The organism is Actinomyces oris (genome assembly GCF_006546825.1).
Classification (GTDB): Bacteria; Actinomycetota; Actinomycetes; order Actinomycetales; family Actinomycetaceae; genus Actinomyces; species Actinomyces oris.
Genome location: NZ_VICC01000001.1, coordinates 652,078 through 673,974, shown reverse-complemented (window position 1 = coordinate 673,974; position 21,897 = coordinate 652,078). Strand labels below are relative to the sequence as shown.

Annotated in this window: 14 protein-coding genes, 1 tRNA gene and 1 riboswitch; of the genes, 8 read left to right on the top strand and 7 right to left on the bottom strand. The window is 69.0% G+C overall.

The genetic code is table 11. The features are described from left to right. The first annotated feature begins 149 nt into the window (after positions 1 to 149). The 4 genes from FK267_RS02805 (at position 150) to FK267_RS02790 (ending at position 3,418) form a co-directional block, all read left to right on the top strand. Positions 150 to 584, top strand: coding sequence for a hypothetical protein (locus FK267_RS02805; RefSeq protein ID WP_141406186.1), 435 nt, complete (start codon positions 150 to 152; stop codon positions 582 to 584). Between the two features lie 95 nt (positions 585 to 679). After that, positions 680 to 2,095 carry a type IV secretory system conjugative DNA transfer family protein gene (locus FK267_RS02800; protein ID WP_170198569.1) on the top strand — a complete coding sequence of 472 codons (1,416 nt, stop codon included), beginning with the start codon at positions 680 to 682 and terminating at the stop codon, positions 2,093 to 2,095. A gap of 34 nt (positions 2,096 to 2,129) precedes the next feature. After that, complete coding sequence (locus FK267_RS02795) at positions 2,130 to 2,387, top strand: hypothetical protein (RefSeq protein ID WP_141406183.1); 258 nt, start codon at positions 2,130 to 2,132, stop codon at positions 2,385 to 2,387. Then, positions 2,384 to 3,418, top strand: a complete 1,035-nt coding sequence (locus FK267_RS02790; RefSeq protein WP_141406182.1) for a tyrosine-type recombinase/integrase — start codon at positions 2,384 to 2,386, stop codon at positions 3,416 to 3,418. Before FK267_RS02795 ends, FK267_RS02790 begins: the two co-directional genes overlap by 4 nt. A 117-nt stretch (positions 3,419 to 3,535) precedes the next feature. Here the strand turns inward: FK267_RS02790 and FK267_RS02785 are convergent. The 5 genes from FK267_RS02785 to FK267_RS02765 form a co-directional block, all read right to left on the bottom strand. Next, a tRNA-Arg gene (locus tag FK267_RS02785) sits at positions 3,536 to 3,608 on the bottom strand. A 101-nt stretch (positions 3,609 to 3,709) separates the two neighbouring features. Further along, positions 3,710 to 4,648 carry a universal stress protein gene (locus FK267_RS02780; RefSeq protein ID WP_003788970.1) on the bottom strand — a complete coding sequence of 313 codons (939 nt, stop codon included), beginning with the start codon at positions 4,646 to 4,648 and terminating at the stop codon, positions 3,710 to 3,712. A gap of 227 nt (positions 4,649 to 4,875) precedes the next feature. Beyond that, entirely contained in the window at positions 4,876 to 5,694 is an 819-nt protein-coding gene (locus FK267_RS02775; protein ID WP_003788969.1) for a C40 family peptidase, read from the bottom strand. Between the two features lie 3 nt (positions 5,695 to 5,697). Next, positions 5,698 to 5,860, bottom strand: a riboswitch (cyclic di-AMP (ydaO/yuaA leader). Positions 5,861 to 6,309: 449 nt separating this feature from the next. Next, positions 6,310 to 6,981: a metal-dependent transcriptional regulator gene (locus tag FK267_RS02770; protein WP_003788968.1), complete on the bottom strand. Its 672-nt coding sequence runs from the start codon at positions 6,979 to 6,981 to the stop codon at positions 6,310 to 6,312. A gap of 263 nt (positions 6,982 to 7,244) precedes the next feature. Beyond that, positions 7,245 to 8,588 carry an MFS transporter gene (locus FK267_RS02765; protein ID WP_178389510.1) on the bottom strand — a complete coding sequence of 448 codons (1,344 nt, stop codon included), beginning with the start codon at positions 8,586 to 8,588 and terminating at the stop codon, positions 7,245 to 7,247. Between the two features lie 629 nt (positions 8,589 to 9,217). Between FK267_RS02765 and FK267_RS02760 the strand changes: the two genes are divergently transcribed. Both FK267_RS02760 and FK267_RS02755 read left to right on the top strand, forming a co-directional pair. Beyond that, positions 9,218 to 11,614: a Tox-REase-5 domain-containing protein gene (locus tag FK267_RS02760; protein ID WP_141406180.1), complete on the top strand. Its 2,397-nt coding sequence runs from the start codon at positions 9,218 to 9,220 to the stop codon at positions 11,612 to 11,614. Positions 11,615 to 11,655: 41 nt separating this feature from the next. After that, a complete protein-coding gene (locus tag FK267_RS02755; protein WP_141406178.1) occupies positions 11,656 to 12,285 on the top strand; it encodes a hypothetical protein in 630 nt (209 codons plus the stop codon). A gap of 337 nt (positions 12,286 to 12,622) precedes the next feature. Here the strand turns inward: FK267_RS02755 and FK267_RS02750 are convergent, their stop codons facing one another. Further along, positions 12,623 to 14,146: an NCS2 family permease gene (locus FK267_RS02750; protein ID WP_141406177.1), complete on the bottom strand. Its 1,524-nt coding sequence runs from the start codon at positions 14,144 to 14,146 to the stop codon at positions 12,623 to 12,625. 94 nt (positions 14,147 to 14,240) lie between these two features. Here FK267_RS02750 and FK267_RS02745 point away from each other — a divergent pair, with 94 nt between their 5' ends. Beyond that, positions 14,241 to 19,244, top strand: coding sequence for a DEAD/DEAH box helicase (locus FK267_RS02745; protein ID WP_232622502.1), 5,004 nt, complete (start codon positions 14,241 to 14,243; stop codon positions 19,242 to 19,244). A 67-nt stretch (positions 19,245 to 19,311) separates the two neighbouring features. Next, positions 19,312 to 20,148, top strand: coding sequence for a uracil-DNA glycosylase (locus FK267_RS02740; RefSeq protein ID WP_141406174.1), 837 nt, complete (start codon positions 19,312 to 19,314; stop codon positions 20,146 to 20,148). A 24-nt stretch (positions 20,149 to 20,172) separates the two neighbouring features. Here the strand turns inward: FK267_RS02740 and FK267_RS02735 are convergent, their stop codons facing one another. Then, complete coding sequence (locus FK267_RS02735) at positions 20,173 to 21,867, bottom strand: DUF3027 domain-containing protein (protein ID WP_232622501.1); 1,695 nt, start codon at positions 21,865 to 21,867, stop codon at positions 20,173 to 20,175. Positions 21,868 to 21,897 lie beyond the last annotated feature (30 nt).

The following is a 21,897-nucleotide window of genomic DNA, read 5'->3' as shown; positions in this document are numbered from 1 at the left end:
GGTTAGCAATTTATGTGCATGAAGGGGTGGGTACGGAGTCTTCGAGAAATTTGACGGCCGTTTCGAAGGGGGTTACTTTTGACGACATCGACCAGTGGTGCACTTTTTTGTGTGCCGATTTCCGTTTTCCATACGTTTAGGAACTCGTCATGCTTGATCTGTCCGATGTTCAGTACGACTCAGCCCAGTTCTCCGACGCCATTTTTGCCGGCATGGGCACGGATTTGACCGCGGAGGACGTCAGGCCGCGCATGCGGGATGGCGCACCGAAGCTCGCCCCATCTGGCGAACCGACGTACGCGACCGGCGTGGTCGGCCCGAGTCGCTGGGGCGGACCTGACACGCGAACCACGATCTCGGTCATCGAGCGAGGCAACTACAAGTACGGTCACTTCTATAAGATGGATGGCCGCGTGTGGGTCACTCAGTACGCCGTGACGTCGTTCGGAGATCGCGCTGAGACGCGCCAGGCCATTACCTGCGACAGGCTCATAGAGGTTCCAAACCCTGCGACGTCCACACCCTCGAAGCCGAAGGTTGAGCTCCTCGCAGACGACTCCGCAAGCGGGAAGGGCGGTCGCTGATGCGCACCGCAGCAGATTTTGATCAGCCAGATGCCGGGCGGCGCCGCGTCCGTCGTCGTGGCCCGATGCTCCGCCGGTGGGAGCGCCAACTAACGGTGGCTATAGCAACCACAGTCACCGCCATCCTCACGACACTCTCTGTCTGGGGGTTCATCGCTGCGGAGCGGAATCGGTGGACGTTCGCTCTCATTGCGGTGGTTGTCGTCATGGCGTGCGCGTTTGCGTCGTGGCTGGCTTGGCACCGTGTGCCCATTCGCACCACGCTCCGCCCGGGTGAGATGCCGTGGTCAAGCTGGGTGGCGATCGTCGCGTACTGGAGGCGCGATGATGTCGATCGCGTCCTACGGAATCTGCGGGAGCTGCGTTGGATCTCGGCGTGCTCTGCTGCCGGTCTGGAGCGCCGAGTTCGCCATCATGCGCTGATCGGCGACGACATCGTTGAGGACCTCTACGTTCCCGAAGTCACAGCAATTCATCGTGTGCCCCGCGGTCTCGAGGTCACTATTCGCTCGTTGCCGAGCATGTCTCCCGCTGAGACGGCCAAAGCGGCGGAGCGGCTGGGATCCGCGCTGGGCGCACCCGTCACGGCCGAGTCATCTCCCGATGACGCTGCCGGAGTGGTCCTCACTGTCGTCGTGGGTCCGGATCCGCTCGCTGAGGTTAGAGAGTATCCGGTGGCTGATGCGGCCGGCACTCCAGTGGGGTCGGCGCTGGTGGGGATCACCGAGGCCGGCGAGCAGTGGACGATCCCGATCATTGGCGGCCATACCCTAATCGTTGGCATGACTGGCGCCGGGAAGGGCAGCGTACTAGGTGGTATCGCCGTAGGGATGACTCCTCAGATTCAAGCGCGTCGCATCAAAATGTATGGTATCGACCTGAAAGGCGGAGTCGAGCAGGAAGCCTACAAACAGATCTTCGAAAAACGGGCACGCACCTACGCGGAGGCGGCTGATTTGCTCACCGAGATCAATGCCCTACTCGATGACCGCCTGGAGCTGATGCGTTGTGACAAAGTGAGGAATGCCGAACTCTGCCCGGCCTATCCGGGGATCGTGGTGATGATTGATGAGGCGGCTATGCTCACATATGCGGCGGATTCCACAAAGGAAGAGAAGAGCGTTGACAAGAGCCTGCGCGCAATTCTGACTCGAGGTCGAGCCGCATCGATCTCTGTCGTTGCCGCACTCCAGGACCCAAGAAAAGACGCACTACGAGCTCGTGACCTTTTCACTTCACGGATCATCATGGCGGCCAGCGGAGTCGCCGACTCGCTTATGCTGGTTAACCGCGAAGAGTGGGAGGGTGGGATTAAGCCCGAAAAAGAGTTGAAGGGAATGCCCGGAGCGGCATATGCCATCACAATGGTGGAGCAGGACGGGAAGCTGACTACCCCAAATAAGCCCCAGCGTGTGAGAGCTTTCTGGGTGGATGATGCCACGCTCAATGGACTGCCGTCAGCACCAGGGGACAGGAATGATGAAGAGAACCCGGCGCTTGTCGTCTACTGAGGTCAGAAAGCAGGCCGCTAACCTCCCTGGGGGAGTGTCCAACTTCGTGGCGGCGCAGCTCCGCCTCAGGGCCAGTGCCGTGCGCGACGAGGCTCTGCGTGCCGCCGACATCGCTGCCGAGATCGAGCTCCAGCTCATGCAGGACAAGGTCTGCACCGACGAGCGCGATGCAGTGGCTGACGAGATGGAGCACGAAAGAGTGTATGCCCAGTACTGTGACGATCTTTCTGAGCAGATTCTCCTCATTGCAGAGAATATCCACACTTTCATCCCAGAAAGCACGGACGAATGACGGTCGCAAAAGCTGGCAGCAAATGGCGTGCTTACATTTACGACGGCGGAACTGCGATCGCTACGCGAACATTCGACAATCCGGTTGATGCGCGCGCTTGGGAACGACGCATGAAACGTCAGCTGGCCGCAGGAATCGACGTCGTCGGCGCGGTTAAAAAAGTTCAGGAGTGGCTGCCGCTTTTCCTGGAGCACCGCCGTGAGGTTGTTGCTGCGTCGACGCTGCAACGAGACGAAGGGGTATGCGCGTCACTGCCCGCGTGGCTGCGCGCCCATCGTGTCTGCGATGTCAATCCTCAAGTGATTTCTCGTTTGATCAAGTCAATCAATGGCAGCCCGGGAACAAAACAGCGGGCACTGATTACAGTGGCTGCCTTTTTCTCGTGGCTCGAGGGACTTGCTGTCGTCGACCGCAACCCCGTCCGGGGCATCAGGATCCCGAGAACCAATGCCATCGGGGCAGCAACTAACCCGTTCTCGTGGCGGGAGGTCGAGACGATGGCACCAGAAGGCCCGTACGGGGACGTGATTATCGTGCTGGCCTACACGGGCCTGCGGTGGGGTGAGCTCAGGGCCCTACGTGCCCGCGACGTCGTGATCGACGACGATGGCATCGCCACCGCGCTGCGCGTGAGGCGAAGTGCTAGCGACGGATTCCCGGAGAAGGCCCCCAAGAGCGGGAAGGTCCGGAAGGTCCCGCTCATGCAACGCCCTGCGCTCATCATCAGCCGGCGCCTGCGTGGCCTGAAGCCAGACGACATTGTGTTTACCTCCCCGCGGGGCGGTCCGCTCAACCGCAGCAACATGAGACGGTCGGTGCGGTGGGACGAGATCAGCGGCGGCCGTCGAATCCATGATCTTCGCCACACAGCAGCATGCGAGTGGCTGCGCAAGGGCGTCGACGTAGCGACTGTCAGCGCCTGGTTGGGTCACGCCTCCGTCACTACCACAGGGGCATACCTGCACCTAGTGAGCACTGACGAGGAGCGCCGACTGGTCACCATGCTGGACGAGCGCAGCGCAAAACCCTGAGATTCCAGGCGAAAACCAGTGTCCACATACGTATGGCACACGCGATCCGATATGAAGGGAGGGAGCGCCAGAACCGGGTGAGGTGCTGACTCCCGCGATGACGCGGAAAGGTGTCAGTGCCCTCGATTGGATTCGAACCAACGACACCCGCTTTAGGAGAGCGGTGCTCTATCCCCTGAGCTACGAGGGCCTGGAGGGAAGACTACCAGCGGATCGCCCCACCCATGACCACACGGGCCGCGGGGTGGCGCCGCGGCGAGCAGCGATGGGCTCGCCGCAGCGAGTGGGGCCTCAGGCCCGGCCCCACGGGGTGGAGGTGCGCGAGGTGCGCCGCTCCCCCTTGGCTTGGTGCGTCGGCGCGACCAGCACAGGGCAGGAGGCGTGGGACAGGACGGCCTGGCTGGTGGAGCCCAGCAGGAGACCGGAGAAGCCCCCGCGCCCACGCGAGCCGACGACGATGAGGTCCACGGCGGTGGAGAACTCGGCCAGGAGCTCGGCCGGATTGCCGTCCAGGGCGTGGCGGCGCACCGTGACGCCCTCGTGGCCCTCGAGGGCCTCATTGATGGCACGGTCGAGTCCGGAGCGGACGTCGGCCAGGACCTGCTCGCGGTCGACCGCGGCTGGCAGCCAGGCCAGCGCCCCGGCCCCGGAGGCCATCGGGACGGCGGCGATGGCGGTGAGCTCGGCGCCCCACGCCTCAGCCTCGGTCACGGCCCATTTGAGGGCCCGGCGTGCCGAGGAGGAGCCGTCGACCCCGACGACGATGCGGCGTACCGGCGTGTAGTCGGCTCCCTCGTTGTGCTGGGGCACGACGACGGCCGGGCAGTGGCTGTGCGCAGGAAGGGCCGAGGAGACGGTTCCCAGGAGCCGGTCGGCGAAGCCGCCACCGCCCCGGGTGCCGACGACGGCCAGCGTCGCCTCCTCGGAGAGGTCGACGAGGACCCCTGCCGGGTCCCCGGTCTCCAGGGAGGAGGTGACGGCGACGCCGGACTTCTTGACGCGCTCGACAGCCTCATCGATGACGGCCTGGGCGCCGGACCTGATGGCCGAGTCATCGAGCGCCGCGTAGCCGCCGTCGAGAGAGGCGGTGGTGAAGGAGGGCAGGGAGTAGGCGCACAGGATGTGGACGCGCCAGCCCTGGCACTCAGCCCGCGCCACAGCCCAGTCCACTGCCGCCAGGGACTCCGGTGAACCATCGACTCCAACGAGGACGACATTGTCATCAGTCATGGGATCTGCCCTTTCTCGAGATCACGGTCTACGACCCTAGGAACATTCTGCCCCGAAAAGGGGTGTGGGGACCACCACATGAAGGGCTTGTCCTCGTTTTGCTCCCTTGAGACGCCCCGTTGACCGGCAGTGACCGGCATCGACCGGCTCCCACCCTCCTGACACGCCGTGAGGGGTGAGCGCCTGATGGCACTCACCCCTCACGGTGAAGACTTCAGCGTCTGGTATCAGCCGACGCGGACGAAGCTCGGGGAGTCCCAGAGATCGCGGTAGACCACACCGGTGTCCTCGCTGCCGGCGTCGATGACCTTGCCGTCACCGGCGTAGATGCCGACGTGGCCGGGCCAGGTGACGAGGTCGCCGGGCTGGGCCTCAGCGGCGGACACCGGGGTGCCGGACACGGCCTGCTCGGAGGAGGTACGGGGCAGGCTGATGCCGACCTGGGCGTACACGTACTGCGTGAAGCCGGAGCAGTCGAAGGCGCTCGGGCCAGAGGCGCCCCACACGTAGGGGGCACCGACGTACTGCATGGCGATGGCCACGACAGAGGAGTTGGAGGTGCTGGCGGGCGCAGCGGCCGGGGTGGCCTGAGCGGCCTGCGTGTCGGCAGCAGCGGAGTCAGTGCCCTGGTCAGCAGCAGCCGGGGCGGCGGCCTCGGAGGAGGTCTGCTCGGCCTGGGCAGCGGGGGCCTCGGGAGCGGCGGGCGCCTGAGGAGCCGCAGGGGCGGGGGCGACAGCCTCCACCTCAGGAGCAGCCTCGGTGACCCAGTTGACCTGAGACATGGTGACCTGCTGGCGGGCGGCCAGGGCCTCGCGAGCGTTGGCGGCGAAGATGCCGACCCCGGGGGTCACGCCGGAAGCCTCGATGGTGCCGGAGGAGGTGACCTCGGTGTGGCCGGCGGCGTTGGCTCCCGAAGCCATCATGGTCAGGGCGAGGCCGGACGAAGCGGCGACAGCCAGACCGCGGCGCGCGGTGGGAGCAAAGTCATCCAGTGGGGTAAGGGCGCGGGTGGCTTTGCGGTGACGTGCGGTGGTGCGTGAGGACATGAATGCTTTCTCCTGTTGAGCCGACGAGGTGAGCTGTCGGGTTCGGACTGGAGACGTCCGGCCCGCAGATGCGGGCTTCACCCCAAGGCCGCTTCGGCTGTTCGCCTGGGCGACCGGTAGTTGGTTCCCCCGTTCCTGCCACTTGAGTTGTTGGTTCCACGAGCCTCAGACCGAGCGGCAGGACTAAGCCCCGATCCGAGACATCACCGAGACGGTTGTCTGCGGCAACGACCTGAACGCTACATGACAGACCCACGCTTCGTCACGGCCAGTTGTCACACACTCTTGTGAGCCGAAGCACTATGAAGCACTTCTCGCTTTTATCCATATTGCCCCAGGGACCTCAGTCCATCGGCGCGCTCGCAACAAGAACCGGAAAAGCGCGAGATGACGCGGAAAAATTGCATGGACCTCGACGGAACCCCACCATAGGCCCTCTGTCCCAGCAACTATGGGACCCCACAGCGAGGGAGTTCGGACGGCTGTCACACCGTCACCGAGGCGGACCCCACGCATCTCACTTCCTGAGACAGACAACACCCTTGAACCCTCTGCCTGCACAGGGTGTTTTCAGGGTTTCTTGAGGGGGTTGACAGACAGGTCGAGCGTCGGCGCTCAGCGCCGCACGAAGAGGTGGCGGGCGACGTCGTCGGCCAGGACGACGGGATCACCGGAGGACCCGACGAGCCTCACTCCACCGGCACTGACACGCAGCTCCACCTCGGCCCCGGCGACGATCTGCGCGTCCTCGAGGCCGGCGAGGAGCTCCGCGTCGGCCTGGATCGGCTCCCCGATGCGGCTGATGACGGCCGTGACGGTGTCGCGTCCGGCGAAGCGGTCCACACTGACCTCATCGGCGGAGGGTCGCGGGTGCTCCGCGGTCCGCGGCGGGACGGGGTTGCCGAAGGGGTCGGTGGAGACGTCGTCGAGAATGTCGGCGAGGCGCTCCTCGACCTGCTCGCTCATGACGTGCTCCCAGCGGCAGGCCTCGTCGTGGACGAATCGGCGCTCGATGCCGATGACGTCCAGCAGCAGTCTTTCAGCGAGCCGGTGCTTGCGGATCACGTCGGTGGCACGCCTGCGGCCCTCATCAGTGAGCTCCAGGGAGCGGTCCTCGGCGACCTTGATGAGGCCGTCACGCTCCATGCGCGCCACCGTCTGGGATACCGTGGGACCCGAGTGATCGAGACGCTCGACGATGCGGGCACGCAGCGGGGGAACGCCGTCCTCCTCAAGCTCATAGACGGTCTTGAGGTACATCTCGGTGGTGTCGATCAGCTCGGTCATGGGGTGGGCTCCTGCTTGAGGTGGGTTACCGCGGACATTCGATGCCTTCGGAAGGGCTCGCTCACCGAACCGCGTTCCTCGCCAGGATAGGCGTCACCCTGTGATGTGGGCCAGTACCACCTGAAAGCGCGCCGATCCTCGGCTGGGGAGGACTCCCCAGTGTCAGGGAGATGCGCCACGGGTAGCGTACGTATTACTCGTTCGGTACCCGGTGCGGTCCGGTCGTGCGGTGTGAAGCGGCGTCCGGTGGGTGTCGGTCGGCGCTAGTCGGCGTCGTCAGCGCGGGTCTGCTGCGGGGTCTGCGGCGGCGTCGGTGGTGTTGGCGACTTCGGTGCAGCCCGAAGGTAGGGGCGGGTGGAGGAGTAGTGCAGGGACAGGTTCCAGTGCCTGTAGCTCCAGGCGGCGGCGACCAGCGCGGTGAGGACAGCGCTCAGACCACCGACCGCGATCGCCATGCGCGGCCCCCAGGTGTCGGCGACCCAGCCGATGAGCGGGGAACCGAGCGGCGTCGACCCCAGGAAGAACATCATGTAGATACTCAGAACCCGCCCGCGCATGGAGGGCTCGGTGGTCATCTGCACGGTCTGGTTGGCGCTGGTCAAGAGGGTCAGGACGCACAGGCCCACCGGGATCGTCATGACCATGAAGGTCGGGTAGGTGGGCATGATGGCCAGCAGGAGGGTGAACACCCCCAGGGCGAGGGCCGCCAGCACGACGGTGCGGGGGCGCGGGTTACGACGTCGGGCCGCCCACAGGGCACCGGAGAGGGAGCCGACGGCGAAGACCGAGGAGACGGTGCCGTAGGCATCGGACTCCAGGTGGAAGACGGTGCGCACCATCGCGGCCATGGTGACCTGGAAGTTGAGGGTGAGCATGGAGACGACGGCGACCACGGCGATGATGACGACGAGGTCGGTGCGGCCGCGCAGGTAGGTCAGGCCCTCGCGGAGCTGGCCGGCGGCGCGGCGGGCGCGCGGCATGTCCACCAGCTCGCTCACGCGCATGGCGACCAGTGCCACGGCCGGGAAGACGAAGGTGGCGGCGTTGACGGCGAAGACCCAGCCGGCGCCGACCCAGGTGATGACGACGCCGGCGAGGGCCGGCCCCAGGAGGCGGGCGGCGTTGAAGGAGGCCGAGTTGAGGCCCACGGCGTTGGACAGGTGCTCGGCGGGCACCATCCGGGCCACGAAGGTCTGGCGGGCGGGGGCGTCATAGGCGGCGGCGACGCCGGTGAGGAAGGCGGCCAGGTAGACGTGCCACAGGTGGGCGGTGCCGGCCAGGACGTCAACGGCGAGGACGGCGGAGACCAGGCCCATGGCGCTCTGGGTGAGGATGAGGAACTTGCGCTGGTCGACCCGGTCGGCGACGAGGCCGGCGTGGGCGGACAGCAGCAGCATCGGAAGGAACTGCAGGGCCGTGGTCAGGCCGGTGGCGGAGGCGGAGTCGTCAGTGAGGACGCGCAGCACCAGCCAGTCCTGAGCCACGCGCTGCATCCAGGTCCCGGTGTTGGCCACGAGGGCGGACAGGAACCAGATCCGGTAGTTGTGGAATCTCAAGGAGGCGAAGATGCCACCGCCGGGGCGGCGCGGTGAGGTCATGCGGGTCATGTCCTGACGTGGTGACGACGTGGGGCGGGCTGAGGAGTGTCAGGGGTGGTGCCGACGGGTACGAGGCGGGCGACAGACGCCCTGCCTGAGAAGACTAGCCCCAGGCGTACCAACGATTCTGTTGGACGTGCCCCATCGCCTCCGCGGCACCGAAGACATCAAAGACACCGGAACCACCGTGCCAGTCACTCAAAAGTCACAAAATGGTTACGGCAGCAGACGGTGTTCCTGGAGAGGCGCGAACGGTGAGCGGTGACGGCTATGGCTATGTGCCGGAATCGAGCCCCGAAGAGTCTCCTCGGATGGAGCCTCCCCGGATCTGGCCGGCAGCCCGGCGCCGGCCGAGCCGGACGGAGCAGGAGAGGCGTACGACGTCGGGAGAATCGGCATCGGGCTACGGCTACGTCCCCACGGCGACATACGGGGTCATGTCGTCCACGCCCCACGGGGGTGCTCCAGCCACGACCTATGGGGTAGTACCGCCTGACGATCATTCGGTCGACCGAGCGAAGGCGGCCGCTTATGGCCGCATGCCAGTCTCCAGCAGAGCTTCCGTACCGAGGCCCGCCCAGGGGACCGCCCGGTCGCCTCAGCCTGCAACGACGCCTGTTCAACCGAGCACTGCGACCATGACGACCGCTGCGGCACCGAGGCCGGGGCCCGCAGCCGGACCGGGGGCAGACGCACCCTCGCCCAAGCGGGAGTGGTGGGAGCGGCTGCGAGACCGTACGTCGCGGTCCCGCATCTTCCTGGCGCTGCGCCGAGTGCGGGCCGTTGCGACCTGGTTCGCGCTGCTGGTGGTTCTCGTGGCAGTGGTGGTCTCGCCGACGGTCCGCACCGCGCTGGGGGCCTGGGTCGGGTGCCTGTGGCTGGTGGTGTGCTGGTTCGCTCTGGCCCGGGCCAAGACCGTTTCCTGGGCACTGACGTCGGGAGTGTTCGCCACCGGGATGCCCTTGGCGCTGCTGATCGGCATGGTGAGCTTGTGGGTCTGCAGCGCCGCCGGCGTCACCCCCTCAGACGCGTCTGCCTCCCTAGTGGTCGCCTCCGTGGTGGAGGAGGTTCTCAAGCTCACGCCGCTTGCAGTTCTCGCTTTGGTGGCTCCGGGGCGGGTGCGCCGTTTCCTGGTGAGCGACTGGATCGTTCTCGGAGTGGCGGCGGGCGCCGCCTTCGAGGCGGTCGAGGAGGTTACCCGCCGCATCATGCTCCTAACCGGTCACGGAAGCAGTTTCCTTGACCGTCTCCTCTGCCCCGAGGGCGGGGTGAGACAGCTGAAGTGCAACGGCGCCTCGACCTACTCGCTGATCCCGTTGTCGGGTGCCTCTGGCGACGTCTTCGTCTACGCCGGGCACGCGGTCGTCACTGGGCTGGTGGCCGGGGCGATCGGGCTGGGGATCGCCCTGTGGCGCCGTGGTCGGGTGCATCGCGGTGGATACAGGGCCGCGTTGCAGGGCCTCGGCATCCTGGTGCCCTCCTGGACATGGTGGGTGGCGGTGGTCGACCACATGGGACGCAACGCCTCCGACTACGTACTGTGGTTGTGGACGGGAGGAGAGGCGCCGTCGTGGCCCATCGAGGTGACGGCATCGCTGACCAACTACGGGCACGGACGCGGCGGCATTCTTCTGCTGATGATGGCTCTGGCCTGGGTCATCGATAGCCGCACACTGTGGGGCGGCGGTTACGTGAGCGCTCTTGAGAGCGACAACTACGCGAACCGCTGGGGCCCGTGGCGGTGGCGCGTCTGGGCTGGAGTGCCACGCAATGCCTTCGGGCGTTTCCTGGCCGACGGCGCCTGCCTGGTCTCCGTCGTCGGGATCGAGTGGCGGTGGGCGTGGATGACGCTCATGGAGGCGGCCGCGTTCCGCGAGCCGAGGCTGCTGCTGACAACTCCCGCGAAACTGCGGATCGCACGGGAGGAGGCAGCGCGCGCCGAGCTGGATCCGGCGCCGGAACAGTGGTGGAGGGTGCGGCTCGCAGGGCTGTGCGCGGTCGCGGCCGGTGTGCTCGTCATTGCCATGGTTCCCGGTCTCACGCGGAGCATGGCCGATGGTCTGGGCGAAGGACAGCCGTACTGGTTGGCGGGGATTCTTGATGCGCTGGGGGCGGCGTGGGAGTCGCTGAGCTGGGAGCAGAAGCTGGGGCTGATGCTTCTGGCCGGGGCCATCATCCTCCTGTCCGGGGGCACGCTCGGCCTGGCCTTCGAGGTCGGCATGGGCGTAGCCACCGTGTTCGGGGCCGCTCGCGGGGCGGCGGCCCTTATGCGCGACCCACGGGGCACGGTGGCCCGCTACCTGTCCACCCACACCCCAGCCGAGATCGCCCTGGACCTGGCGGCCACCGCCTTGACCACGGTCGGCGGCGGAGCCGCCAGCGCCATGGGCGGGCAAATGGCCCGCGGCGCCTACGCCGCCACCCGCGAGGCCAAGTACGCCTCCTACCTGTGGCGCACCGACCGAACCGCATGGCGCCAATACGTCCGAAACGCACGCCGCAGACTCGTCCACGACGAGACCGGCGCCGTCAGGCTCCAGGAATGGAGCCCTCGCAACGGCCTCCACCACCCCGGACTGCGCACCCCCCGACCCGGACGATCCGACGGCGGCCCCGGCCTGTGGGGCAACGGGAAGAACTACGGCTCCGCCCGCTCCCAACTCTACGAGGAGCAGGTCACCAGAGTCCCCATCGAACAGTCCTACATCGTCAACGGCGTCGAGTTCGACGGCTACGACGGCTTCGCCCTCATCGACGCCAAAGGCCCCGGCTACGCCAACCCCATCAAAGGCACCTGGTCAAACGAACCAAAGAGCACTTACAGGACCGACCCAGTGACAGGAGAAGTGAAACGCGTCAAGAAAGGACTCATCGACACAGCCAAGGAGCAGGTCGAGGCCGTGCGAGCCACCGGCGCCGACACCCCCATCCAATGGCACATCGCAGAAAAAGAAACCTTCGACGAGCTCTTCAATCGACAGAAGTTCGGAAAGTTTCCTATCGAGATCGAGCTCTTCTACACGCCACCTAACTAACATCTCAGTCAATCAGCACCACGAGGGAAGGAAGCACGATTATGGAATGGAGTCTCGTATTTGACTGGCGGGCGCTTGGCGACCCGGTATCGGAGGGGCGTCGGGTGTGGGAGTGGATCCAACGGGTCAGGCCCCTGCACCCCTCCCTGGACCTGTGGCGCCCCACCGCCGACAGCCCCCAGGAAGCCGAACAGGCCCCACCCATCACCCAGGACTACCTCCTCCACTACATCCACGGCGTACAAGCCATCTCCGACTTCCCAGACTTCGGCCTGGCACCGGCCTTCTCCGGACAGGTCAACCAGGGCAGCAAGCTCGAGCTGTACTTCAACACGCCCAACCCCGGAGACGCCAGCATCGGACTCATGATCAGAGGGGCTCTCGGGGTCGCCCTGGACGCCAGCGAGGACCTGGCCGATGCTCTCATGCACACCACCGCCAGCATCTTCGCCCCCAACATCATCGGAGCCCTGACCCGCAAGGACCACCCGCTTAGCCCCACCCCAGAGCCCTACAACTACATCCCAGGCTGGAAGATGTTCTTCGCCTCCGACTCACCCCACTACCAACGCGCCACCCAACTAGCCACCCGAACCGCTCCCGTGGCCAACGGCGCCATCTTCACCTTCGGCACCCCCGACACCTACCCCACCATCCTCAACCAATGGTGAACACCCGACCGCTGCGCGCGGCACGCTTCAGTCAACAGACAGAACCGCCGACTCCGCCCCTCGTCGACCTCCGAAACACGTGAAACGCCCCCTTGGCCAGGGGCATGAGGCACAGGTGAAGAGGAGCGGAATGCCGCCCACAGGCGCCGAGTGTCCATATCTGCAGCAAAGGGGACTCAACGCCGCTCACCTCACCAGCAGGAACCGCGGAATCATGCGGTTTGCATCCGAAGGAACGAAGCCGTTCACAGCCTTTGCTGCAGATATGGACACTTACACCGTCATCACCCAATGAGGGACGGCCTCCGGCGCTCCCGCCGGAGGCCGCCAACCCTCGTCAGGAGACCCCGAGGATCGCCTTAATCGGAGCGAGGGTGAAGTAGACAACGAACATCGCGCAGGCCACCCACATGAGCGGGTGGATCTTCCGCGCCCGTCCCTGAGCCACCTCGATGACCAGGTAGGACACGAAGCCGGCCCCGATCCCGTTGGTGATCGAGTAGGAGAAGGGCATCATGATGATGGTCAGGAAGGCCGGCAGGGCGATCTCCGGGGACTTCCAGTCGATATCGGTCACCTGCATCATCATGAGGAAACCGACCACAACGAGCGCCGGGGTGGCAGCCTCGTAGGGGACCATCTTGACCAGCGGCGCGAAGAACATGGACAGGGCGAACATGCAGCCCGTGACCACGGAGGCCAGGCCCGTGCGGGCCCCCTCCCCCACGCCCGCGGCGGACTCCACGTAGGAGGTGTTGGAGGAGACGCCCCCGACACCACCGGCGATGGCGGCCAGGGAGTCGACGACGAGGATCTCGCGCGTCTTGGGCGGGTTGCCGTGCTCGTCGAGCAGGTCACCCTCGGCGCCGATGGCGACCATGGTGCCCATCGTGTCGAAGAAGTCGGCCAGCAGCAGGGAGAAGACCAGGAGGATCACCGAGACGATCCCGACCTTGTGCACACTGCCCAGCAGGCTGAAGTGGCCCAGCGTCGACAGGCTCGGCAGGTCCACCGGAAGGCCGTCCAGGCGCGGCTCGGACAGGGACCAGCCGGTGAGGTTGTCGGGACCGGGCATCGTCTCGTCGTTGTAGGGACCCAGGTGGGTGACGGCGTCGATGATGATAGCCAGGACCGTGGCCGAGGCGATGCCGATGAGGATGGCGCCGCGGACCTTGCGCACGTGGAGCACCACCATGAGGAAGAGCCCGAAGAGGAAGACGAGGACTGGCCAGCCCTGGAGGGAGCCGCCCAGGCCCAGCTCCAGGGGGGTGCCGCCGCGGCGCACCATCTTGGCGTCCACCAAGCCGATGAGCGCGATGAACAGGCCGATGCCCACCGAGATCGCGGTCTTGAGCTGGTCGGGGACGGCCTTGAAGACGGCCTCCCGGAAGCCGGTGAGTACCAGGACGAGGATGATGATGCCCTCGATGACAATGAGGCCCATGGCGTCGGCGTAGGTCATGCCCTGGGTACCCACGAGGGTGTAGGCGACCATCGCGTTGATCCCCAGGCCCGCGGCCAGGGCCATCGGGTAGTTGGCGACGACGCCCATGAGGATCGTCATGACTGCGGCGACGAAGGCGGTGCCTGCGGCGAGCTGGGCCTCGGTTCCCGGGGGGCTCGCCTTGGACAGGATCGCGGGGTTGAGGACGAGGATGTAGCTCATCGAGAAGAAGGTGACGATGCCGCCACGGATCTCTCGGGAGATGCTCGAACCGCGTTCAGTGATCTGGAAGAACCGATCCAGTCGAGAGACCTGACTGGGCGAGGACGAAGATGAGGACTTCGTCGGGGTACGTGTGCTCACGGCGGCATTCTTCCAGATCATCAAGCGCTGAGCGAAACTGAGCGCTGTCGTCATCGTTGCCGCCGGCGCTCGCCCCATCGCTGAGACCCCGGAATTACTGTCACACCCTCGTGGAAGGATGGTCGGTGAGACCGGATGGGAGGAGGTGATGGCCGTGACCGAGGCAGCAGAGGACCCGGCCGCCGCGGCAGGTCCGCGCGAGCCGGGCTGGGAGGGATTCTCCTCGGCCACCCGCATCTGGTTCCTCGACGCCTTCCCCACCGGTCCCACCCCGGTGCAGGAGCGGGCCTGGGCCACGATCGGCCGGGGTGAGAACGCCCTGGTCATCGCCCCCACTGGCTCGGGCAAGACGCTCGCGTCCTTCCTGTCCGCCATCGACCGCCTGGGACAGGAGCCGGCCGCGGAGGAGCAGGGGAACGCGGCGGCGCCAGGGGGCGCGCAGGGCGGGACCGACGGCGTGAGGGTCCTCTACATCTCCCCGCTCAAGGCGCTGGGAGCCGACGTGGAGCGCAACCTGCGCCGGCCGCTGGCGGGAATCCGCGCCGTCGGCCCCACCCGCCCGATCTCGGTGGGGGTGCGCTCGGGGGACACGCCCGCGCGGGAGCGTCGTCGGCTGCGCAACCACCCGCCCAGCATCCTCATCACAACGCCGGAGTCGCTCTATCTCATGCTCACCAGCGCCGTGCGGGAGACGCTGCGGACGGTGGAGACGGTCATCGTCGACGAGATCCACTCCTTCGCCGGTTCCAAGCGCGGCACGCACCTGGCCGTGTCCCTGGAGCGCCTCGATGACCTCCTGGGGCGGCCGGCGCAGCGCATCGGCCTGTCCGCCACCGTCTCACCGCCGGAGGAGGTCGCCCGCTTCCTCGGCGGGCCGCACCCGGTGACGATCATCTCCGACGACGGCCGGGCGACACCGGAGGTCACAGTGTCCGTGCCGGTGAAGAACATGGCCCGCATCCCGGCGATCTCGGACCGGCGCACCCGGATGGAACGGGCCCTGGCAGCCCCCGCGAGCGCGGGCGGCGGCCGCGGCTCCCGGCCCTCCGGGATCGGGCGGGCAGGGTCCTCGCAGGCCTGGCGCTCCGATAAGGCGCTGGGCCGGGCCATGGCGGCGGGGCGGACTGACGGGCCCGGTGCGGGGGTGCCCGCCCGGGTGTCGGCCTCGATCTGGCCGCACCTTGAGAACGCGATCCTCGACCAGGTCCTGGCCCACCGCACGACGCTGGTCTTCGTCAACTCCCGGGGCGCCTGCGAGCGGCTCACCGCGCACCTCAACGAGGCCTATGCCGCGCGTCTCGGGGCGGTGGCGCCAGCGCCGCAGGCGCCGGTTCACCGGGAGTCCTGGGAGATGGGAACCGGTTCGCACACCGAGCCCCTGGCGGCGGGCGCCCCGGTGATCGCCAAGGCACACCACGGGTCGGTCTCCAAGGAGCAGCGTCTGGGCGTGGAGCGGGAGCTGGCCGCGGGGGAGCTGAGGTGCGTGGTGGCCACGGCCTCCCTCGAGCTCGGCATCGACATCGGCTCGGTCGACCTCGTGCTCCAGGTGGCGCCGCCCCCGTCGGTCGCTGCAGGCCTGCAGCGGGTGGGGCGCGCCGACCACCGGGTGGGCGGGCGGCCGCGCGGCGTCATCTACCCCGTGGAGCGCACTCACCTGGTGGACGCCGTCGTCGCCGCCGAGGGGATGCGTGCCGGGGCGATCGAGCGCACCGAGCTGGTGTCCAACGCTCTGGACGTGCTGGCCCAGCAGACGGTCGCCGCGGTGAGTGTGGCGGAGGGGCTGACGGCCGAGGCCTGGTTCACCACCGTCAGGCGGGCGGCCCCCTACGCCTCGCTGCCGCGCCCGGCCTTCGACTCGGTCCTGGAGCTGCTGGCCGGCGGCTTTGTCTCGGCGGATCTGGCGGACTTCTCGCCGCGGATCGTGTGGGACCGCGCCACCGGTGAGCTCAGTGCCCGCCCCAGCACGCAGCGGCTGGCGGTGGCCTCCTCGGGAACGATCCCGGACCGGGGCATGTTCCCCGTCGTCCTGCCCGAGGGGGCGCAGGATGCCGGGCGGCGGCGGGTCGGGGAGCTCGACGAGGAGATGGTGCACGAGTCCAGCCCGGGCGACATCATCACGCTGGGGACGTCGAGCTGGCGGATCCGCCAGATCACGGGGGACCGCGTCGTCGTCGACCCGGCCGAGGGGCGCAGCGCCCGCCTGCCGTTCTGGAAGGGCGAGGGGCTGGGGAGGCCGGCGGCCACCGGGCTCGCCAAGGGCGTCTTCCTGCGTGAGGCTCAGGCCTCCTTGCTGGCGAAGGCGGGAGCCGGGGAGTCGGAGGGCGAGCGGTCGCTGCGGCGCCGGCTCACGGAGGCGGGACTGGATGACCATGCCCGCAGCAACCTGCTGGCGCTGCTGCGCGAGCAGTACCGAGCCACCGGCGCCCTGCCGACCGATGAGACCCTGGTCCTGGAGCGCTATGAGGACGAGTCCGGCAGCTGGCGGATCATCGTCCACAGCACGCTGGGTCGGTGCGTCCACGAGCCCTGGGCGATGGCGATCCGGGAGCGGGTGCACCAGGTGCTGGGAGTGCGCCCGCAGACCATCGTGGCCGACGACGGCATCGTCCTGCAGATCCCACCGGTTGAGGGCGACCTCCCGGGGGCCGGGCTCATCACCTTCGACACCGCGGAGATCTCCTCCCTGGTGCGCAGCCGGATCGAGACGACGGCACTGTTCGCGGCCCGGTTCCGCGAGTGCGCCGCCCGCGCCCTGCTCATGCCCGCCGCCCGCCCGGGGCGCCGCACGCCGTTGTGGCTGCAGCGGGTCAAAGCCGGACAGCTGCTCGAGGCCTCCCGCCAGTTCCAGGACTTCCCCGTCAGCGTGGAGGCGGCGCGCGAGTGCCTCCAGCAGTACTACGACCTGCCCGCGCTCACCGACCTCATGGAGCGCCTCGCCTCCGGCCGGGTGCGCGTCGTCGAGGCCGTCACCAGTGAGCCGTCACCCTTCGCCCACCCGCTGCTGTTCGGGTACGCGAGCACTCTGATCTACCAGGAGGACCTGCCCCACGCCGAGCGCCGGGCCCAGCTGCTCTCCCTGGACCCCAAGGCGCTCGACGCCCTGCTGGGCGACGGTGGCGTCGCGGAGCTGCTCGACGACGAGGTCCTGGCTCAGGTGGAGGCCGAGCTCCAGCACCTGGCCCCCGGCAGGCGGGTGCGCGCCAACGCCGAGGGGATCGCTGATCTTCTGCGTGAGCTGGGCCCGTTGAGCGCGGCCGAGCTGGCTGCGCGGTGCACCGACGTCGGCGGGCGGGAGCCGGGGGAGGACGGGCAAGGCGACGGCGCAGTCGGGGCCAGCGACGGCTTCGAACGCGGGGACAAGCGCAAGGTCGAGCAGACGGTCGATCGAGCGCTCGCCGAGCTGGCCAGGTCTCGCCGAGCCGCCGCGGTGAGGGTCGGCGGGCGGGAGCTGTGGGCCCGGGTCGAGGACGCCCCGGCTCTGCGGCGGGCCCTGGGGGCTGAGGTCCCCGACTGGGCGCTGGAGCGGGCCACGGCCGGTGTCGCGGTCGAGCGGAAGGCAGCGGCCCGCTCGCCGCTGAAAGACCTGCTTCTGCGCTACGCGCGCACCCACACGACCGTGACGCCGCAGCGCGTGGCGCAGGCCTTCGGGCTGGGGACGGCAGTAGCGGAGGGAGCCCTAGCCGAGCTGGCCGGGGACGGTTCCCTCGTGGACCTGGGTGCGGCGGGATGGATGGAGCCGGCGATCCTCGCCCGGGTGCGCCACCGCTCCCTGGACCGGGCGCGGGCCACCGTCGCACCAGTGCCACCCACGGCTCTCCAGCGTCTCGTGCTGGAGCGGGCGGGCCTGGATGAGCCGGGCAGCGGCGTGGACACCCTGGCAGAGGCCCTGGCGGCGTTGGAGGGTGTGTGGCTGCCGGCCGGTCTGTGGGAGTCAGTGGTGCTGCCCGCGCGCGTGGCCGACTACCGGCCGGCCATGCTCGATGAGCTCATCGCCACCGGGGAGGTCGTCTGGCAGGCGCGACCCATCGGCAACGCCGCGTCCCGGTCCGGTGCGGCCCGGGTGAGGAGCGGGGCCGCGGACGTCCCCGCTCCAGGCGAGATCGCCTTCTTCCCCACGGACTCCGCCCTGGCGCCGGTCGCTGGGGAGGCGATCGCGCTGGGTGAGCCGGAGGCAGCGGAGGGCCGGGAGACGGGAGTCACTGAGGAGGAGCTCTGGAGGCTGGTTCGTGAGGGGGCCGCCACGGGCCGCTCCTTCGAACCGGTGCGCCGGGCACTGGTGCCCGCGGCCGGGACGCGCACTGCCCCGCCCTCACGGCGAGTGCGCAGCCGCCGGGGCCGTCGCCTCATGATGGGGATGCCGAGCGCCGGGGAGGTGACGGTGGCCGGGCGGCTGTCCTCCGTGGTGGCCTCCACCTCCTGGGTGAGGCTGTCTTCCACCTCGGCGGGCGATGAGGAGCGGGCGATCGCGGAGGTGGAGTCGCTGCTGGACCGCTACGGGGTCGTCTGCCGCGACCTCGCCCTGACCTTCGGCGGCGCGGGAGGGCTCGGGCCGCTCATGCCGGTGCTGCGGCGCATGGAGGAGACCGGGGTGGTTCTGCGTGGCAGTTTCATTGAAGGCTTGGGGCCGGCGCAGTTCGCCGAGCGGGAGAGCGTCGAGCGGCTGCGGTCCCTCACCCACGGCCCCGGCGGCGCGGCGGAGACGCCGGTCGTGCTCGATCTCAAGGACCCGGCCTGTCTCGTCGGGCGTGGGGTGCCGTGGCCCGAGCCGGTGCTACCTGCTGGCCTCGGCGAGTCGGCCGGGGGCCACGGTGAGGAGACGAGTGGCCCGCCGGTCCGGCGCCAGGGGGCGAGCGTCGTCGTGCTGGGTGGCGCCCCGGTGCTCTACGCCTCAGAGAACCTCAAGGTCCTCATCTCCTACACGTCCGCGCGCGAGGAGCTGGCACGCGCCCTGACCGCGCTGGCGGCCGACAGGCAGGCGATGTTCGCGCGCCAGGGGGCAGCGGCGGTCAGGCGCCGCACGGTGGTGGAGTCCCTCAACGGGGTCACCGCGCTGTCGCCGGCCGTGAGCGACCTCCTGCATGAGGCCGGTTTCGTGCGCGACCCCAGGGGGATGCGGCTCGCCGGCGGCACCTCCGGGGCCACCTGGCGATGAGTGGGCCGGCTCCTCACCGGTGACGGAAGCCGGCCCACGGTGCGCTCCACACGCTCACAATGAGGACATGGCTGACCCGCACCCCGTCACCGGAGCGTTCTTCGACTCCCCGGTCCCTCCCGGGACCGGGTGGCCCGACGATCCCGCTACTGCCGCAACACCTGTAGCCCGCTCGGCCGCCGACGTGGCGCGCCTGGCCGGTGCATCGTCGGAACTGTCCGCGCTTGATGCCCGGATCACGGTGTGCCGTGCCTGCGACCGACTCGTGGCCTGGCGTGAGGCGGTGGCCCGGACCGGTCGTCGCGCCTCCTTCGCCCATGAGCCGTACTGGGGGCGACCGGTGGCGAGTGTCGGGCCGGCGGATGCCCGCATCTACGTCGTCGGGCTGGCGCCCGCGGCCAATGGGGCGAACCGCACCGGCCGGATGTTCACGGGGGACCGCTCCGGGGACTGGCTGTGGGCGGCCTTCCACCGGGCGGGCCTGGCGACGTCCCCCACCTCGACGGCGGCAGGTGACGGGCAGCGGCTCACCGGGGCGCGCATGGGCGCTGCCGTGCGGTGCGCCCCGCCGGCCAACAAGCCGACGACTGTCGAGCGGGCCACCTGCGCGCCGTGGCTCGCCCGCGAGATCGCCCTCATGCCCGAGGTCAAGGTGCTGCTGGCGCTGGGCGGGATCGGATGGGGCGCGGTGCTGCGGGTCACCCGCGAGGCGGGGTGGACTCTCCCCCGCCCCCAGCCGCGCTTCGGCCACGGGGCGACGGCGGAGCTGACCAGGCCCGACGGCAGGCCGGTGACGCTGCTCGGCAGCTACCACCCCAGCCAGCAGAACACGTTCACCGGTCGGCTCACCGAGGCGATGCTCGATGACGTGCTGGAAGCCGCCAAGCGCCTCGCCGAGGCATGATGACGGGCCGCGGCTGACGCGGCTTCAGGAGCGGTTGGGCAGGATGGCCTCGAGCTCGGCGAGGGTCCGCGGCGACTGCTCCGCGGGGGCGTCGACCTCGGCGCTCTCGGTGTCGTCGGAGGTTGCGTCGCCCTGGGGCATGTCGATCCCGAGGGCCAGGGACAGGCCGGCGACGGCTGCGCGGGCCGAGGCGGCCCGCTCGCTGGGTGTCTCGCTGGACTCGACTCCGGCGGGGGCCGGTGAAGGCCGATCCGCTGTTGCCTCAAGAGACTCGGCGGCGCTCGCAGCATCAGGGGCCGAGGAGGCCGACGCCGCGGCGGCCGCCCGCTCGAGCTCTCCCAGGTCGAACCCCACCAGGCGGCTGCTGCGTTCCTCGGAGGCTTCCTCCGGCGAGTCGGCCATGCGACGGCGGCGCGTCGAGGAGGCCACGCGGCGGGAACGCTTCGCGGCGGGCTTCTGCTCGGACGCGGCGGACTTCTTGGTGGTCTTCGTCCCGGGCTCCTCCGACTGCTCCTCGGCCGCGGGCGCAGTGGCATCCGTGCCGGCGGCGCCGTCCTCGGCTTGAGCCTTCTGGGCGTCGGAGTCCGTGGCCTTCGCGCCATCAGCCGGGCCTTCGGCCTCCTGAGCAGGCAACTCCGCACCGGATCCCTGACCGGGCGCGTCTGCCGTGTCCTCGGCGGGGGCACCACCCGGCTCGGCGTCGACGTCGTCGGCCTGCTCGTCGGCGAGCTCGGCGATACTGCGGCCCTCGCGCAGGTCGAGCCCGTTGGTGCTCAGCGGCACCATGAGGTGGTCGTCAACCCGGGAGGGGTTGATGGGCCACTCCGGGCCCTGGTCGGGCAGGTCGGTCTCGGAGTGGGCACCGCAGCCGTGGTCCAGAGAGACGACGCTGCCGTCGTCGGCGGCCCACTCGTTGGCGCACACGCCGAAGATGGCGCGCAGGGCGCCGGCCATCGGCACGAAGAAGCCGCAGGTGGAGCAGGTGGCGTGGGCCTTGCGGACGCCCTCGGCCTCGGGGCCGTGGTCGCCGCCGTACCAGCGCTCGGCGGCGCTGGCGACGCCCTGGGCGCTCAGGACCCGGGGGCGGCCCAGGTCGAGCTCATCCAGGGCGACGGCGTCGGCGTCCTCACCGGTGGCCTCCCACCCGGGCTCGAGACGCTCGTCGGTCTCCTTGCGGGGCAGGCGATCGGAGCGGGTGATGTCACCGGGTTCGAGGCGCTCGGCCCACGGGACCCAGGCGGGCGCGAGGAGGGCCTCCTCGCCGGGGAGGAGCTCCACCTCGCAGACGGTGGCGGTGCGGCCGCGCGGGACGCGGCTGAGGGTGACCGCCCAGCGCCAGCCGCGGTAGCCGCTCAGGGTGCAGTCGAACAGGTGGGTGACGAGGCGCTCGGCGTCGGGCGCGGCAGCCACGTACTCGCCGACGGTGATGGGGTCGGTGACCTCCTCCAACGCGTGGCGGGCCAACTCGATGGCCGCCGGGGAGGTGAGGGTCTTGTCCTTGGCGGCCAGGGCCTGCTCGGCCGGGGTCGGCAGGGCACCGGCGCGGGGCACGGGGGCCTGCGTCGGAGAGGGCGAGGCCGCACTCGGTGCCAGAGCCGGGCGCTCCAGGGTCGCCGTGGAGGTGCGCGCCCCGGTGGCGGCGCCCGCCGGTGAACCCGAGTCGGTCCCGGTTGCGGGCTCGCCTGAGGCGTCGGTGTGAGAGTCGATCGTGTCGGTCACTCGGCCAGTGTAGGGGAGGCTCCTGGAACT